This is a genomic window from Streptomyces sp. NPDC051921 (assembly GCF_040680975.1).
Taxonomy (GTDB): Bacteria; Actinomycetota; Actinomycetes; order Streptomycetales; family Streptomycetaceae; genus Streptomyces.
In genome coordinates, this window is record NZ_JBFAXU010000005.1 from 202,102 (window position 1) to 217,225 (window position 15,124).

General features: G+C 70.8%; 14 protein-coding genes. 12 read left to right on the forward strand and 2 right to left on the reverse strand.

Annotation, left to right across the window (positions count from 1 at the left end; all coding sequences use genetic code 11):
• Positions 1-332: 332 nt before the first annotated feature.
• Positions 333-743, forward strand: a complete 411-nt coding sequence (locus tag AB0M16_RS09355; protein WP_365340554.1) for an ATP-binding protein — start codon at positions 333-335, stop codon at positions 741-743.
• Positions 744-893: 150 nt separating this feature from the next.
• Here AB0M16_RS09355 and AB0M16_RS09360 read toward each other — a convergent pair whose 3' ends face one another.
• Positions 894-1,133 carry a chaplin gene (locus AB0M16_RS09360; RefSeq protein ID WP_365340556.1) on the reverse strand — a complete coding sequence of 80 codons (240 nt, stop codon included), beginning with the start codon at positions 1,131-1,133 and terminating at the stop codon, positions 894-896.
• 439 nt (positions 1,134-1,572) lie between these two features.
• Between AB0M16_RS09360 and sigK the strand changes: the two genes are divergently transcribed.
• The 11 genes from sigK to AB0M16_RS09415 all read left to right on the forward strand — a co-directional run bounded on the left by sigK (position 1,573) and on the right by AB0M16_RS09415 (position 13,062).
• Positions 1,573-2,097, forward strand: a complete 525-nt coding sequence (sigK, locus tag AB0M16_RS09365) for an ECF RNA polymerase sigma factor SigK (protein ID WP_365340766.1) — start codon at positions 1,573-1,575, stop codon at positions 2,095-2,097.
• Positions 2,094-2,843, forward strand: a complete 750-nt coding sequence (locus tag AB0M16_RS09370) for an anti-sigma factor (protein ID WP_365340558.1) — start codon at positions 2,094-2,096, stop codon at positions 2,841-2,843. Before sigK ends, AB0M16_RS09370 begins: the two co-directional genes overlap by 4 nt.
• Before the next feature lie 37 nt (positions 2,844-2,880).
• Entirely contained in the window at positions 2,881-3,363 is a 483-nt protein-coding gene (locus AB0M16_RS09375) for a peroxiredoxin (RefSeq protein WP_365340560.1), read from the forward strand.
• A 125-nt stretch (positions 3,364-3,488) separates the two neighbouring features.
• On the forward strand, positions 3,489-4,754 hold the full coding sequence (locus AB0M16_RS09380) for an FAD-dependent oxidoreductase (RefSeq protein ID WP_365340562.1): 1,266 nt from the start codon (positions 3,489-3,491) through the stop codon (positions 4,752-4,754).
• Positions 4,751-5,518 (forward strand): DUF1365 domain-containing protein, encoded by a 768-nt coding sequence (locus AB0M16_RS09385; protein ID WP_365340564.1) that lies wholly within the window; start codon positions 4,751-4,753, stop codon positions 5,516-5,518. The genes AB0M16_RS09380 and AB0M16_RS09385 overlap by 4 nt, the downstream gene beginning before the upstream one ends.
• Positions 5,515-6,849: a cyclopropane-fatty-acyl-phospholipid synthase family protein gene (locus tag AB0M16_RS09390; protein ID WP_365340566.1), complete on the forward strand. Its 1,335-nt coding sequence runs from the start codon at positions 5,515-5,517 to the stop codon at positions 6,847-6,849. The genes AB0M16_RS09385 and AB0M16_RS09390 overlap by 4 nt, the downstream gene beginning before the upstream one ends.
• Complete coding sequence (locus AB0M16_RS09395) at positions 6,846-8,132, forward strand: cyclopropane-fatty-acyl-phospholipid synthase family protein (protein ID WP_365340568.1); 1,287 nt, start codon at positions 6,846-6,848, stop codon at positions 8,130-8,132. The genes AB0M16_RS09390 and AB0M16_RS09395 overlap by 4 nt, the downstream gene beginning before the upstream one ends.
• The gene (locus tag AB0M16_RS09400; protein WP_365340570.1) at positions 8,129-8,959 is read left to right on the forward strand and encodes a DUF1295 domain-containing protein; all 831 of its coding nucleotides are present in this window, start codon (positions 8,129-8,131) and stop codon (positions 8,957-8,959) included. Before AB0M16_RS09395 ends, AB0M16_RS09400 begins: the two co-directional genes overlap by 4 nt.
• The gene (locus AB0M16_RS09405) at positions 8,956-9,717 is read left to right on the forward strand and encodes an alpha/beta fold hydrolase (protein WP_365340572.1); all 762 of its coding nucleotides are present in this window, start codon (positions 8,956-8,958) and stop codon (positions 9,715-9,717) included. Before AB0M16_RS09400 ends, AB0M16_RS09405 begins: the two co-directional genes overlap by 4 nt.
• A 48-nt stretch (positions 9,718-9,765) precedes the next feature.
• Positions 9,766-10,161, forward strand: a complete 396-nt coding sequence (locus AB0M16_RS09410) for a hypothetical protein (RefSeq protein ID WP_365340574.1) — start codon at positions 9,766-9,768, stop codon at positions 10,159-10,161.
• A 1,461-nt stretch (positions 10,162-11,622) separates the two neighbouring features.
• On the forward strand, positions 11,623-13,062 hold the full coding sequence (locus tag AB0M16_RS09415) for an MFS transporter (protein ID WP_365340576.1): 1,440 nt from the start codon (positions 11,623-11,625) through the stop codon (positions 13,060-13,062).
• A gap of 46 nt (positions 13,063-13,108) precedes the next feature.
• Here the strand turns inward: AB0M16_RS09415 and AB0M16_RS09420 are convergent, their stop codons facing one another.
• A complete protein-coding gene (locus AB0M16_RS09420) occupies positions 13,109-14,956 on the reverse strand; it encodes a glycoside hydrolase family 15 protein (RefSeq protein ID WP_365340578.1) in 1,848 nt (615 codons plus the stop codon).
• Positions 14,957-15,124 lie beyond the last annotated feature (168 nt).

Here is a 15,124-nt window from a genome sequence, read left to right on the forward strand (position 1 = left end):
CGGGCGCCGGCGGCAGCGGAGCACGGCACCTGATTGCTGTCCTCATCCGCTTCGGCGCGGCAGCGGGGCAGGGATGGCAGGGAGCGCTGGAGATCACCTGGACGGCGGCTCGGGACTTTTCCCGGATTCCGGCAATCCATCGCGGCAGTCGTCACGAATCGTTACTGAAAGCAGCACTGCATGGCCGGCCTCAGCATCAGCCACTGGGTTCCCGGACCCTTGGACTGTGACGATGGGCAACCAGGCGCGGAGTCCACGGCACCATCACAACCCCACGACGTTCCCCTTCACCCGTTTTCGGTGACGAAGACCGCTCACAGCGAGGAATCATCATGGACACCGCCATTGCTCCCTGCGGATGTCCGGTCACGCTGCATCTGCCGCTCCTCTCGGACGAACGCGCGGCCCGCCAGGCCCGCCAAGCCGCGGCACGACTCCTGGAACAGGAGGCGGACGCCTGCCCTCGCGAGGTCGCCGATGATCTCGTACTGATCGTCTCGGAGTTGGTCGGCAACGCGGTGCTCCACGCCGCCGGACCCTACGCGCTCACCTTGAGCCTGGAACGCGGCCAGGCGGGCATCGCCGTCAGCGACGGGACGGCGGACCTGGCCGGGAGCCATCGAGAAGGGCGGCGCAAGGAGACGGGAGGCCGGGGGCTGAGGATCGTTCGTGCGCTGGGGGCGGACCTCTTCGTCAGCCGCTCCGACCGGGGCAAGCAGGTCATCGCGGTCCTGACCTGGTAGCCCAGTCGCAAAGGCCGTGGTACCGCAGGCGGCTGTGCCGACAGCCGCCCGCGGCCGACCCGCTCGGAGCACACTGCCTTCCGGGCGGATCACCGGTCCGCGCCACCCCGTCTTGAAGGCGGCGGACCGGAGTCTTCTCACGGTGCTCGATCAGGCGTTGACGCAGGTGTTGCCGAAGGACGGGTTCAGCAGCCCGATCACGCTGACGGTGTTACCGCACGCGTTGACCGGGATGTGAACGGGAACCTGCACGAGGTTGCCCGAGCCCACTCCCGGCGAGTGGGCGGCCACGCCCTGTGCACCGGCATCGGCCGATGCCATCGACGCGCCACCGACGACCACCGCACCGGCCGCCAGGGCCACCGCCAGACCATTCCGCACACGAACCATGTGAACTACCTCCCATGAAGGTGCCTCGGCCGAGCAACCCGCGCGGCCGGTGAGGAGAGCGAGAGAACGTCGCTCCGCTCACCTCACGCACCCTCTTCGCCGCCCTACGCCCTCCGGCTTGGCCCCTGCGCCCGCCTTCCCTCGAACGAGTTACTCGACGATGGCGCGGGTGACGAAGCACCACCCATCCACCCGCCGGTCCGCTACGAAGAATCAACGAAGCACCCACAGGTTTCGCGACCGGGCCGCCGCCGGGCGGCCCGGCACGATCGAGCGACGACACAAGGACCGGCATGCGATGGACGCCCCGCCCCCCGACGGCCGGCCCAGGCCGCCCCTACGCCTTCTCCCCACGGGCGGAGCGGTGCAGGTGAACCAGCCGCTTCCCTTCGGCGCCGGCCGCAACGGCCGCGCCGCCCCCAGCGACCTCACCGAGACCATGGGCGAGGTGGCGCGCGGTGACAAGCAGGCCTTCTCCGCCCTCTACGACGCACTCGCACCCCTGATCTTCGGCATCGTCCTCAAAGTGGTGCGCGACCGGGCGCAGTCCGAGGAGGTCGCCCAGGAGGTCATGATCGACCTGTGGCGACAGGCCGCACGCTACCGGCCTGACGCCGGCAGCGTGCAGACGTGGGCAGCGACCATCGCCCACCGGCGGGCCGTGGACCGCGTCCGCTCCGCCCAGGCCGCCACCGACCGCGAGCACGCCCAGGCCGCCCGCGAACACACCACCGCCTTCGACGAGGTCGCCGAACAGGTCGAGACCCGGCTGGAGTCCGAACAGGTGCGCCGCTGCCTGCGCGGCCTGACCGAACTCCAGCGCCAGGCCGTGACCCTGGCCTACTACCAGGGCCTGACCTACCGTGAAGTCGCCGAAGCCCTGCGCACGCCTCTTCCCACCATCAAGACACGCATGCGCGACGGGCTCATCCGGCTCCGCGACTGCATGGGGGTGACCACATGAACCACCACACCACCGACGCCCACACCCTCGCCGCCGCCTACGCCCTGGGCGCACTCGACGACGACGAGCGCAAGGACTTCGACGCCCACCTCCAGACGTGCGAGGCATGCCGCCAGGAAGCCGCCGAGTTCCAGGCGACCACGGCGCGCCTGGCGGCCGCGGTCGCCCAGCCGCCGCCTCCCGGAGCCAAAGCACAGGTCATGGCCGCCGTCGACGGCGTGCGTCAGCTGCCCCCACGCATCCCCGCCGCCGGTGCGGCACCCGTCCTCGGCGGGATCCTGCGCCGCCGTGCCGTATCCCTGGCGCTGGCCGCCACTGTGGCCGCCGTCGCACTGGGCGGCGTCGCGGTGTGGCAGACACAGAACGAACAAGAGCTGGAGCAGCAGGCCCGCCAGGCCCAGCAGCAGCTCGACACGGTCAGTGCCGTCCTGGCGGCCCCGGACGCCCAAACCGTGCACGGCAAGGCCGCCAACGGGGCCCTGACCACCGTCGTCACGTCCGAGCAGCGGAACCAGGCCGTCTTCACCGCCGCCAACCTGCCGGCGCCCGGCGCCGGGAAGACCTACCAACTGTGGCTCGACCACGACGGCACGATGCTCCCGGCCGGTCTGATCGACCACGACGGCACCGTCATCCTCGCCGGGAACCCTGCCGACGCGGGCGCCGTCGGCCTCACCCTCGAACCCGACGGAGGATCCCCCCAGCCCACCACCAAGCCGCTGCTGCTGATGGCCCTGCCCGCCTGACCGGGCGCTCCGCAACGATCAGCGATCGAGGTACTTCATGGCAAGCATCCCGGAGATCGGGGACATCGTCGGCGACTTCTGCCTGCCCGGCGGACATCTGGACGGCGAAACCTTCCACCGCCGCGACTACACCCTGTGCGAGCAGCGCGGCAAGCCGCTCGTTCTCGTCTTCTACCCCGGCGACGACACACCGGTATGCACCGCACAGCTCTGCTCCTACTCCGACGGCCTCGACCAACTCCAGTCCGCCGGAGCCACCGTGTGGGGCATCAGCCCGCAAGGGCTCGACAGCCATGAGAAGTTCGCCCGCAACCGCAGGCTGAGCATGCCCCTGCTGTCCGACGAGGAGCGTGTGGTGGCAAAGTCCTTCGGGATCAACGCACCCCTGATCGGCCTGCGCCGGTCGGTGTTCATCATCAACGGCCACGGCCGCCTGCACTGGAAGCACGTCACCGCCATAGGCGCCAGCTACCCGCCGGCCGTCACGCTGAGCACGCATCTCGCCGGCCTCACCGGCTGAACCGGCACCCCTCTTCTACCGGACCCTCCACCTCACGGTCACACATCACGCCAATCCGATCGCCCGACTGCTGCGAAGTACGGGTGAAACGCAGCAGCCGGGCGGCGTGGCGAGTGGCGGGAGCGATGGTGGTCGAACAGCGCAAGGTGGCGGTCGTGGGCGCCGGCGTGGCGGGCCTGACGGCCGCATACGTCCTGGCGTCCTCGTACGAGGTCACCCTGTACGAGGCGGACGGACGGCTCGGCGGCCACGCCCACACCCGCGAGCTGCCCGGCCCCGGCGGTCAGGCACTCGCCGTGGACTCGGGGTTCATCGTCCACAACGAGCGCACCTACCCCACCCTGCTGAGGTTGTTCCGGGAGCTGGAGATCGGCACGCAGGACGCCGAGATGAGCATGTCGGTCCGGTGTGACGGGTGCGGGCTGGAGTACGCGGGCGCCCGGGGCGCTGCGGGACTGTTCGCCTCCCGTGCGGCCCTGCGGTCGCGGTACCTCCGGCTCCTGGCAGAGGTACCGGTCTTCCACCGGGGTGCCCGGCGGCTGCTGGCGCGCGGGACTCATGCGGGTGTCACCTTCGGGGACTTCCTGCGCGAGGGCGGGTTCTCCCCCTACTTCGTCAGCCACTTCGCCCTGCCGCTCGTCGCCGCCGTGTGGTCCTGCCCGGCCCGCACCGCGCTGTCGTACCCGGCCGCCTACCTGTTCGCCTTCCTGCACCATCACGGTCTGCTGTCGATCACCGGTTCCCCGCAGTGGAAGACCGTCACCGGCGGTTCGACCGCCTACGTCACCGCCGCCGCCAAACGCGTCCACCGCATCCGCACCTCCAGCCCGGTCGACGCCGTCCGGCGCACGGGCCGGGGCGCCCTCGTCACCACCGGCGACGGCGCCACCGACGCGTACGACGCCGTGGTCATCGCCACGCACCCCGACCAGGCGCTGCGCATGCTCGCGGACCCCACCCCCGACGAGAAGCGGTTCCTGGGCGCCTTCACGTACTCGCACAACCCCACCGTGCTGCACACCGACACCTCCCTCCTGCCCCGCTCTCCGAAGGCGCGCGCCAGCTGGAACTACCGCATGACCGGCTGCGAGCCCTCCACCGCACCCGTACACGTCAGCTACGACATGGAGCGCCTTCAGCGTCTGCCCGCAGGCTCCGGCTATGTGGTCACCCTGGGCGGTGACACCGGCATCGCCCCGGACCGGGTCGTGGAGCGGATGGTCTACGAGCACCCGGTCTACACGCCCACGTCGGTCGCGGCGCAGAAGGAGCTCCCCCGCCTCCACACCGGTGTGACCGCGTACGCGGGGGCCTGGCACGGCTGGGGGTTCCACGAGGACGGCTGCCGCTCCGGCGTGGAGGCGGCCCGCTCCTTGGGGGTGAGCTGGTGATCAGGACCGGGACGACCGCCGCGTTCACGTCGGTCGAGGCGCCGGCGCTGTACGAGTGCGTGATCACGCACGTCCGCCGCACGCCCCTGCGGCACGCTCTGCGGCACCGCACCTACCTGTGGTGCGTGGATCTGGACCGGTTGCCGGTGCTGCCCCGTCCGCTGCGTCCGCTGGCCCGTTTCGACGCCCGCGACCACTTCGCCGGCACCGCCGGGTCCGTCCGTGCCGGACTCGACGGCTACCTCGCCGCCCACGGCGTCGACCTGGAAGGCGGGCGGGTGGTGATGCTCGCGCACGCCCGCGTCTTCGGGTACGTCTTCAACCCCCTCAGCGTGTACTGGTGCCACGACGCCTCCGGCGCCCTGGTGTGCGTGGTCGCGGAGGTCCACAACACCTACGGGCAGCGCCACTGCTACCTGCTGCGCACCGACGAGGCCGGTGAGGCGGAGGTGGACAAGGAGTTCTACGTCTCGCCGTTCTTCGCGGTCGAGGGCCGCTACCGGATGCGTCTGCCCCTGCCCGGCGAACGCCTCGGCCTGACCGTCCAGCTGGAGCACGAAGGAGGCCGGGCGTTCACCGCGGTCGTCCGCGGCCGCCGCCGGCCCGCCACCGTGCCCGCGCTGCTGGCCGCGGCCGCGCGCAGACCCTGGTCCACCGCCGCGGTCTCGGCCGGCATCCGCCGCCACGGCGTTCACCTGCTGCTGCGCGGACTCCCCGTGCACCCGCGTCCCCGTTCCGCCCCGCAGAAAGGCACGCTGTCGTGACCCGCCCCGCCCTCACCTCCGAGAGCCGCTCCCGGCTCGCCGGCCGCACCCTCGACGTCCCCGAGCAGACGCCGCCGGGCGGCCCCGCGACCGCCGCGCCCCTCAGCCGTGCGGACGTCGACGCCGACCACTGGCCGGACGTGGTCCGGATCCCCTCGGCCGGCCCCGCCCGGACTGCCGTCGCCCGGTACCTGGTGAGCCGGGCCCTGGACAAGTTGTCCCTGACCGGTCCTCCGGCCGGTACGCGTCCTTCGGCGGTGGGCCCGCATCTGACGCTCCACGACTCCGATGCCTTTTACCGGCGCATCGGGCGTGACGGGCTGATCGGCTTCGGCGAGTCCTACATGGCCGGCGAATGGGACAGCAACGATCTGGCCGGCGTCCTCACCGTGCTCACCGGTCACGTCGACGAGCTGGTCCCCGCTCCGCTGCGCCGACTGCGTGGCCTATGGGTGTCCGCCCGCCCCGCCTGGGACCGGAACACCCGTGAGGGGGCCCGTGCCAACATCCAGCGCCACTACGACCTGTCCAACGACCTGTTCGCCGCGTTCCTCGACCCCACCCTCACCTACTCCTCCGCGATCTTCGGCGTCTTTCCCGCCCGCTTCGAGTCCCTCGCCGCCGCCCAGCACCGCAAGATCGACCGGCTCCTGGACCTCGCCGACGTGGGCGCGGGCACCCGACTGCTGGAGATCGGCACCGGCTGGGGCGAGCTCGCCCTGCGGGCCGCCGCCCGCGGCGCCCACGTCACCACCCTGACCCTCTCCGCCGAGCAGGCAGCCCTGGCCCGCGAGCGGATCGCGGCCGCCGGTCTCGCCGACCGGGTGGACGTCCAGCTGCGCGACTACCGCGACGCGGAAGGGCAGTACGACGCCGTCGTCAGCGTCGAGATGATCGAGGCGGTCGGCGCCGAGTACTGGCCCTGCTACTTCACGGCCCTGCGCCGCGCGCTCGCCCCCGGCGGCAGGATCGCCCTGCAGGCCATCACCATGGGCCACCAGCACATGCTGCACACCGCCGCCACCCACACCTTCATCAGCAAGTACGTCTTCCCCGGCGGTCTGATCCCCTCCCGCGAGGCCATCGCCGAGCACTCCGCCGCCGCCGGACTGCGTACGGCCGCCGACGACGGCTTCGGCGAGCACTACGCCGAGACCCTGCGCCTGTGGCGGGAACGGTTCACCGCCCGCCGTGGCGCCGTCACCGGCCTCGGCTTCGACCCGGTCTTCCAGCGCATGTGGGAGTTCTACCTCGCCTACTCGGAAGCCGGATTCCGCTCCCGCTACCTCGACGTCCGCCAGCTCCTCCTCACCGAAGGAACCCCCCGATGAAGTCCGCCGCCGACCGACTCGCCGACCTCCTCGGCCACTTCCTCCCGGGGCCGCTCCCCGTGCGCGTTCAGGCCTGGGACGGCAGCCGGACGGGCCCCGCCGACGCGCCCCTGGTGATCCTGCGCTCGCCCGCGGCTCTGCGCCGCCTGCTGTGGCAGCCGGGCGAGCTCGGCCTCGCGGAGGCGTACGTCACCGGCGACCTGGACGTCGAGGGCGATCTGGCGGACGCCCTCTCCCACGCCGGCCGCGTCGTCCGCGACCGGCCGACGGCCCGCCCTGGTGCCGCAGGCATGGCCGTGGCCACCGCCCTGGCGGTGCGCCTGGGTGTCGTCGGTCCGCCTCCGAAGCGCCCCGACGGGCGGGCCCGTCTGACAGGTGGTCTGCACAGCGTCTCGCGGGACCGGGCGGGGATCAGCCACCACTACGACCTCTCCAACGACTTCTACGCGCTCCTCCTGGACGAGTCGATGGCGTACTCCTGCGCCTACTGGACCCGGCCCGACGACCCCGCGTACACACTGGCCGACGCGCAGCGCGACAAACTCGACCTGATCTGCCGCAAGCTCGGTTTGGGCCCTGGGGACCGGCTGCTCGACGTCGGCTGCGGCTGGGGCTCCCTCACCGTCCACGCGGCCCGGGAACACAAAGCCCGCGTCACCGCCGTCACCCTCTCCCGCGCCCAGCACGAGTTCGTCACCGCGCGGGCCGCACGCGAGGGAGTGGCCGACCTCGTGGACGTCCAGCTGCGGCACTGGAGAGACATCGACGGCGGCGGCTACGACGCCGCGGCCGCCGTCGAGATGGGCGAGCACGTCGGTGACGCCGAATACCCCGCCTTCGCGACGAAGCTGCACGATGCGCTGCGCCCCGAGGGCCGGCTTCTGATCCAGCAGATGTCCCGCGGCGCCCACGCACCCGGCGGAGGCGCCTTCATCGAGACGTACATCGCACCCGACATGCACATGCGCCCCGTCGGCCGCACCGTGGACGTGCTGGAGGCCGCCGGTCTGGAGGCCCGCTCCGTCGAATCGCTCCGCGAGCACTACGCGACCACCATCGACGCCTGGCGCGCCACCCTCGAACAGCGCTGGACCGCCATCGAGGATCTCGTCGGAACGACCACCGCCCGAGTCTGGCGCCTCTATCTGGCAGGCGCGTCGCTCGCCTTCTCCGAACGCCGCATGGGCGTTGACCAGATCCTCGCCGTACGCCCCACCCGCGAAGGAGCCTCGGACATGCCGGCAACCCCCACCGCCTGGTACGCCGAGGCGGTCCCGGCGTGACCGGTACCGACTGGGGCGCTCTCGGCGTCAACCTCGCCGCCGCCGCGGCGACGGCCGGGGCGGCACTCCTCACCACCTTCGGCATCGCCGTGCGCCGCGGACTGCACCGCCTCGTCGACATCGCCTGGGGACTCGCCTTCGCCGCCGTCGCAGCCGTCACCTGGCTGCTCTCCGCCGGCCACGGCGACGACGGCCGACGCCTGCTCGTCGCCGCCGCGACCCTCCTGTGGGGACTGCGGCTGTCCGCCCACATCGCCCACCGCTCCCGCGGACACGGCGAGGACCCCCGCTACATCGCCCTCCTCGACAAGGCCCGCGGAAACCGGACCCTCTACGCACTGCGCACCGTCTACCTCGGCCAGGCGGCCCTCGTCTGGCTGATCTCCCTCCCCGTCCAGGCCGCCTCCTACAGCTCCGCGCCCCTGGACGCCCTGGCCTACTGCGGTCTCGCGCTGTGGGCGACAGGGCTCGCCTTCGAGACCGTCGGCGACCATCAACTGGCCCGCTTCAAGGCGGACCCCGCCAACCGGGGACGGATCATGGACCAAGGCCTGTGGGCCTGGACACGTCACCCCAACTACTTCGGCGACAGCCTCGTCTGGTGGGGCCTGTACCTGCTCGCCTGCACCGCCTGGCAGCCGGCCCTCGCCGTCCTCGTCTCCCCGGTCCTCATGACCCTGCTGCTCACCATCGGCAGCGGCAAGCGCCTCCTGGAGAAGCACATGGTCCACCGCCCCGGCTACGCCGCGTACACCGCGCGCACCAGCGGCTTCCTCCCCCTGCCACCCCGCAAAGCCGTTCCCGGAAAGCCGGAGCGTATGACATGAGCGGATCCGATCGGAGCAGCGCCTTGCCCGCTCTCCACCTGCCCGAGCCCAGGTTTCTGCCTGCGGCAAGTGCGGTCCTGCTCCTGCACGGCGGACGTGCCGACTCCCTCGCACCCCCGTCTGCCCTCAACCTGCCCGACCTGCGGATGAAAGCTTTCGCCCGGGTACTCGGCCAGGACCCCCGCCACGCCGACGTCCTCATCGGGTACGTCCGCTACCGGATGCGCGGCTGGAACGGCGAGCGCGCCGACCCCGTCCACGACACGCGCCGGGCCCTGGCCGAACTCGCCGACGTGGCCGGCCCTCTGCCCGTGGTGCTGCTCGGGCACTCCATGGGCGCCCGGGCCGCGCTGCGCGCCGCCGACGATCCGCACGTCCGCGGCGTCGTGGCACTCGCTCCCTGGTGCCCTCCCGATGAGCCGGCCACCCACCTGGCGCACCGCACCGTGATCGCCCTCCATGATCCGGCCGACCGGATCACCTCGGCCACCGACACGTGGGCCTACCTCCATCGCGCCGAAGAGGCCGGGGCCCGCGTCCGAGGCATCCGCATGCCCGCCGGCCGCCACGCCATGATCAGCCGCTCGGGTCTCTGGCACAGTCTTGCCGCCCGCAGCACAGCCGAAGCCCTCGGTCTGGATTCCCCGCCCTGTACCTCCACCCCGGAGACAATCTGGGGGGCAGGACCGCTGGACGCCGCCATGTTCATCCCGTCCGCCGGTGAACGTCACCCGATCCGCCTACGCCGCAGCCACTGAACGTTTCCCGGACGCCTGCCCCGGCGCCCTTTTGACCGAAGGAACCCCATGTCCCCTGCTCGTTCCGCGCTTCTGCTCGCCGGTCTGATGGCCTCGGCGGGCCTCGCTCACTTTGCCGCGCCCCGGCAGTTCGACGCCATCGTGCCGCGCTCTCTGCCGGGTGGCCCCCGGGCCTGGACCACGGCCAGCGGCGTGGTCGAACTGGCTCTGGCAGCCGGTCTCGCACTGCCGGCGACCCGAAGGGCGAGCGCCCACGCGACCGCCCTCTTCTTCGCCGGAGTGTTCCCGGCGAACGTCAAGATGGCCTACGACTGGCGTCACCGCTCGACGACCGCAAGAGCCGTCGCCTACGCGCGGCTTCCCCTCCAGGTTCCGTTGATTCTCTGGGCCCGCCACGCGGGTATGCCGGACGTCAGGCATGGCCCCGTCGGCGACCACGGGTGAGAAGGAGCACTGAGGTGGCGAGAAGTGTGAGCACTTGGGCGATGACGACGAGATTCTTGTCAGTGAACCAGGCCGGTTCGTACATGCTGGGCAGGGGGCCGAGTTCGCCGACGTCGACGTAGCGGTAGAGCAGGAGAGCCGCAAGTCCGCTGGCGGCGACGGTCCAGGCGAAGGCGTCGGCCAGGGGGCGGCGCCAGAGAAACCCGGGCCGAGACCATGCCCCCAGGCCAGACCAGGACCGAAGGCGAAACATGGATCGACTGGGCGGCAGCACGCGTGGAGCATCTCAGCCCGCTGAACACACCGCCCCGGCTGCCCGACATCCCCGAACCACAAGCCGACGATCTCAGGCCCTTTCTCGGGCGCTGGAGTCCCTACGGCCCCTGACGCAACACGCGCCAGACACCCCACCCAGTGTCACGGAACGTCATTAGCGAGAAGCCGATGGGGCAGGGGCAGCCAACAGCTCGGCAGCCAATGCCCCAACCACTTCAGGGCGCCTCCGACCACACGGCTGAGGACTCCATCCGGCGGTCACCAATCACGCATGACAACCCATCAGATATCACGCCGTCCATGCGTCAAACGTGCGTCACGTGCGTCAGATATGCGTCAAGATATCGCCCGTAACGCACGTAACGCCCATAATGCACACTCAGAGAAACAGCAGGTCAGCGGCCCTTTTCCGCAGGCTCAAGGATCGCGACGCACTCGACATGGTGCGTCATCGTGAAACATGTAGAGCCGAAAACGGGTTAAAGAAGACTGCAGGTCAGCGACATGCAGGGCGCAAAACGGACGCAAGTTCGACGTGCATTACGTGCGTGATGGGCGCTACGCGCGACCATTGACGCACGGCCGAGCCGCATCCAGGCTCTGCGTCGACCAGGGATCTCGCTCTATAGCATTCGAAATGCCGTACTCGTGTCATGACTGACGACGACCCCAATTTCCCCGCCCAGCGACGGCCCCACCAGCGGGATCTCCGTCTCCCTGACCGCTGGCACCCTGCAGGCGATCCGTGAGCGGGTCGGTAACGGGCGTGAGTAGTTGAGGTAAAGAAAGAGGGTGCCCAGGGAGACGCCGAGCAGTTTGGCGATCGAGGTGATGGAGCGGCCGGGGCCGGGCAGCAGGTCGCGTGCGGCCCGAATGACTTCCTCGGTGGCGGCGGTGGGGCGCCCGCCGACGCGGCCCCGGGCGCGGGCGGCGGCCAGACCCTCATTGGTGCCGATGCCGATGAGTTCGCGGATGAACTCCGCTAGGGCGGCGAAGCGTGGAAGACGAGCCGGCCCAGAAAACGAAGGTCTATTGAAGACGGCTACCGCTGCGCGCCTTCGGCCCCGCGGCGGTTGGCCGTGCGACGGTCGTGGCGGCGGTTGCGTTCCGTCAGCGCTGGCGCTGCTCGCAGACGAAGCCGCAGTTCTTCAGGACATCAAACGTGGCGGATGGGTAGGTGGCGGCATGGCGGGAACGGCACCGGCGGGAGCCAAGGGAGGTCCGGCGGAGGGACGGCGGGTGCTCGCCCCGCTGGCGTTGGCGCAGTTCATCTGCAGCTTCGCCGGCTCGAACATGAACGTGATGATCAACGACATCAGCGAGGACCTGGACACCACTGTGCAGGGTGTCCAGGTCGCGATCACGATCTTCCTGCTGGTGATGGCCGCGCTGATGATCCCGGGTGGGAAGCTGACCGACAAGTGGGGACGCAAGCGCTGCCTGCTGGCGGGGCTCGTGGTCTACGGGGTGGGGGCGGTGCTCAGTGCGGCCGCGCCGGGGCTGGGCGTGCTGATCCTGGGGAACTCGATTCTGGAGGGTGTGGGTACGGCGCTGCTGATTCCGCCGGTCTACATCCTGACCACGCTGCTGTTCACCGACACGGCGTCGAGGGCGCGTGCGTTCGGCGCGATCATGGCCATGGGTGGGATCGGGGCGGCAGCCGGCCCTCTGATCGGCGGGCTCATCACGAGCGCGATCAGCTGGCGGGCCGCGTTCGTCTTCCAGGCGCTGGTGATCGTGGTGATCGTGGTGCTCAGCCGCGGAATCGCCGATCCGCTGCCGCCCGACCCCGCACGGCCCTTCGACACGGTCGGTGCCGTGCTGTCGGCGGCGGGTCTGGTGCTGCTGGTGACGGGCATCCTGGCCGTCGACGACAACAGCTGGTTGGCGCTGGGCCTGCTGCTGGCCGGTGCGTTGGTGCTGGTCGGCTTCTTCGCCTGGGTACGGGGCCGCGAGCGCGCCGGCCGAGAGGCGCTGCTGTCGACCGACCTGTTCCGCAACCGTACCTCCAACCTCGGCCTGGTCACCCAGAACACGCAGTGGCTGATGTTGATGGGCGTCTCGTTCACCGTCGCCGCCTACTTGCAGGTCGTCCGCGGCTACGACGCGATCGAGACCGGCGTCATCTTCACCGCCGCGACCCTCGGCATCCTCGCTTCCTCACTGGCCGCCGAGAAGCTGGCCCGGCGCCGGGCACAGCGCACCCTCATCATGGCGGGCTTCGTCGTCACGATCGCCGGCATCGCCGTACTGCTGGCCCTAGTCGCCTGGCAGCCCGGTGCCTGGGCGTTCGCCCCCGGCCTGCTGCTGATCGGACTGGGCCTGGGGGTGATGCTCACCCCGTCGGTGAACGTGGTCCAGTCGTGCTTCCCCGAAACACAGCAGGGCGAGATCTCCGGCCTGTCGCGCAGCATCTCCAACCTCGGCTCCTCGCTCGGCACGGCCATCGCGGGCACGATCCTGGTCTCGGGGCTCAGCACGGGCGCCTACGCGGCGGCCATGGCAGTGCTCGCGGTGGTCGGTGTGGGCGGGCTGATCGCCGCGGCCCTGCTGCCGCGCGTCGGCAGGCCCCCTGCCACCGGAACCGGGACGACGACACCGCCAGGGGCGCCGCAGTGGCAGTGATGGTGGCACGGTACGTGCGGTGGCTGTCGGCCGACGTTGCGTGTGGTCAGCCGGCCCGTCCCTCGGCGCGGTCGAGCTCCTCGTCCAGGGCGAGGGCGGCGTCGATCAGGGCCAAGTGCGTGAATGCCTGTGGGAAGTTCCCGAGCTGCTCGCCGGAAGGGCCGATCTCTTCGGCGAACAGGCCGACGTGGTTGGCGTAGGTGAGCATCTTGGAGAATGCGTAGCGGGCCTGGGTGAGGCGTCCGGCCCGGGCAAGTGCCTCCACGTAGAGGAAACTGCACAGGTTGAAGGTGCCCTCGGAGCCGCGCAGGCCGTCGGGGGAGGCAGCGGGGTTGTAGCGGTAGACGAGGCTGTCGCTGACGAGTTCGCTGTCCATGGCGTCGAGGGTGGTCAGCCAGTCGGGGTCGGTGGGGGTGAGGAAGCCGACCTTGGGCATCAGCAGCAGGGAGGCGTCGAGGACGTCGGTGTCATAGTGCTGGACGAAGGCGCGTCGTTCGCTGTTCCAGCCATGGCCGACGATCTGCTGCAGCACTGCGTCGCGTGCGCCGAGCCAGCGGGTGAGGTCGCCGGGGCGGGAGTGGGCGGTGGCGAGTTTGGCGGCGCGGTCGAAGGCGACCCAGGTCATCAGGCGGCTGTAGGTGAAGTTCTGGCGGCCGCCGCGGGTCTCCCAGATGCCCTCGTCGGGCCGGTCCCAGTTCTCTACGAGCCAGTCGATGACGCGGGCGAAGGCGTGCCAGCCGCCAAGGCCGCCGATGTCCTCGGCCTGGGCGAGGGCGTAGGCGGCCTCGCCGTAGATGTCCAGCTGGATCTGGTCGGCGGCGGCGTTGCCGGCCCGCACCGGGGCGGAGCGGCGGTAGCCCTCCAGGTGGTCGAGCGCCTCCTCGGTCAGGTGCGGTTCGCCGTCGACCCGGTACATGATCTGCAGCGGCTCGCCGGAGGCGGTGCCGCCGGCGTCGAGGCGGTCGCGCAGCCACCGGCGGAAGGCGTTCGCCTCCGTGGTGAAACCGAGGTCGATCAGGGACCGCACCGACAGGGAGGCGTCGCGGACCCAGGTGTAGCGGTAGTCCCAGTTGCGCTCCCCGCCGATCTGTTCGGGCAGGCCCATGGTGGCCGCGGCGATCGGGGCGCCCGTGGGGGCGTAGGTGAGGAGCTTGAGGGTGATGGCGGAGCGGGTGACCATCTCGTGCCAGCGGCCGCGGTAGCGCGAGGCACGCAGCCAGTCCAGCCAGAACGCACTGCATGCCTCGAAGGCGTCCAGGACCACCTCGACGGAGGGCGTGGCACCGCCGGGACGGCCGCTGAGAGCGCCCTCTGTCCCGGTTTCGCTCGTGAGGACGACCGCGGCCCGTTCCCCCGCCTGCAGGCTGAATCGGGCGGAGACGTCGGTACCGTCCGGATGCAAGGTGATCGGCGCTGTGACTTGCAGGTGCAGGTCCGTGCCGGGACCGCGGAACAGCATCGATCCGTCGTCCAGGCGCGTGAGGTCGTGGGGTGCACGGCCGTAGTCGAAGCGGGGCCGGCAGATCAGCTCGAACGGCATGCTCCCTCGCACCACCCGCGCGACCCGGATCAGCCGGTGCCGGGCGGATTGCGTCGGCGAGGGGTCGGGCGGCATGAAGTCGACGACTTCGCCGACCCCGCTCGGTGCCATGAAACGGGTGATCAGGACGGCAGTGTCAGGAAGGTAGAGCTGGCGGACGGTGGCGCCGCCCCCGACATCGGCGGCCAGACGGCAGAAACCGCCGCGGTCGCTGTCGAGCAGCGAGGCGAACAGGCTGGGCGAGTCGAACCGGGGCGTGCACCACCAGTCGACGGTGCCGTCGGCGGCGATCAGCACCGCCGTCTGCAGGTCGCCGACAATGCCGTGGTCCGCGATTGGGGGGTACTCGTTCACAGCGCCTCCTCGGCCTCTGCACCAGCGAGAGACACACTGATGTCATCCCACATGCGGCCGACAGCACCTGCGCCCCGACCAAGCGCCGACCGGTCTGCTCATCATCGCGACGCCGGGCCTCCCCAGCCACTTCTCGCTGGGGAGCCCTAACCACACCATCGGCTGGCA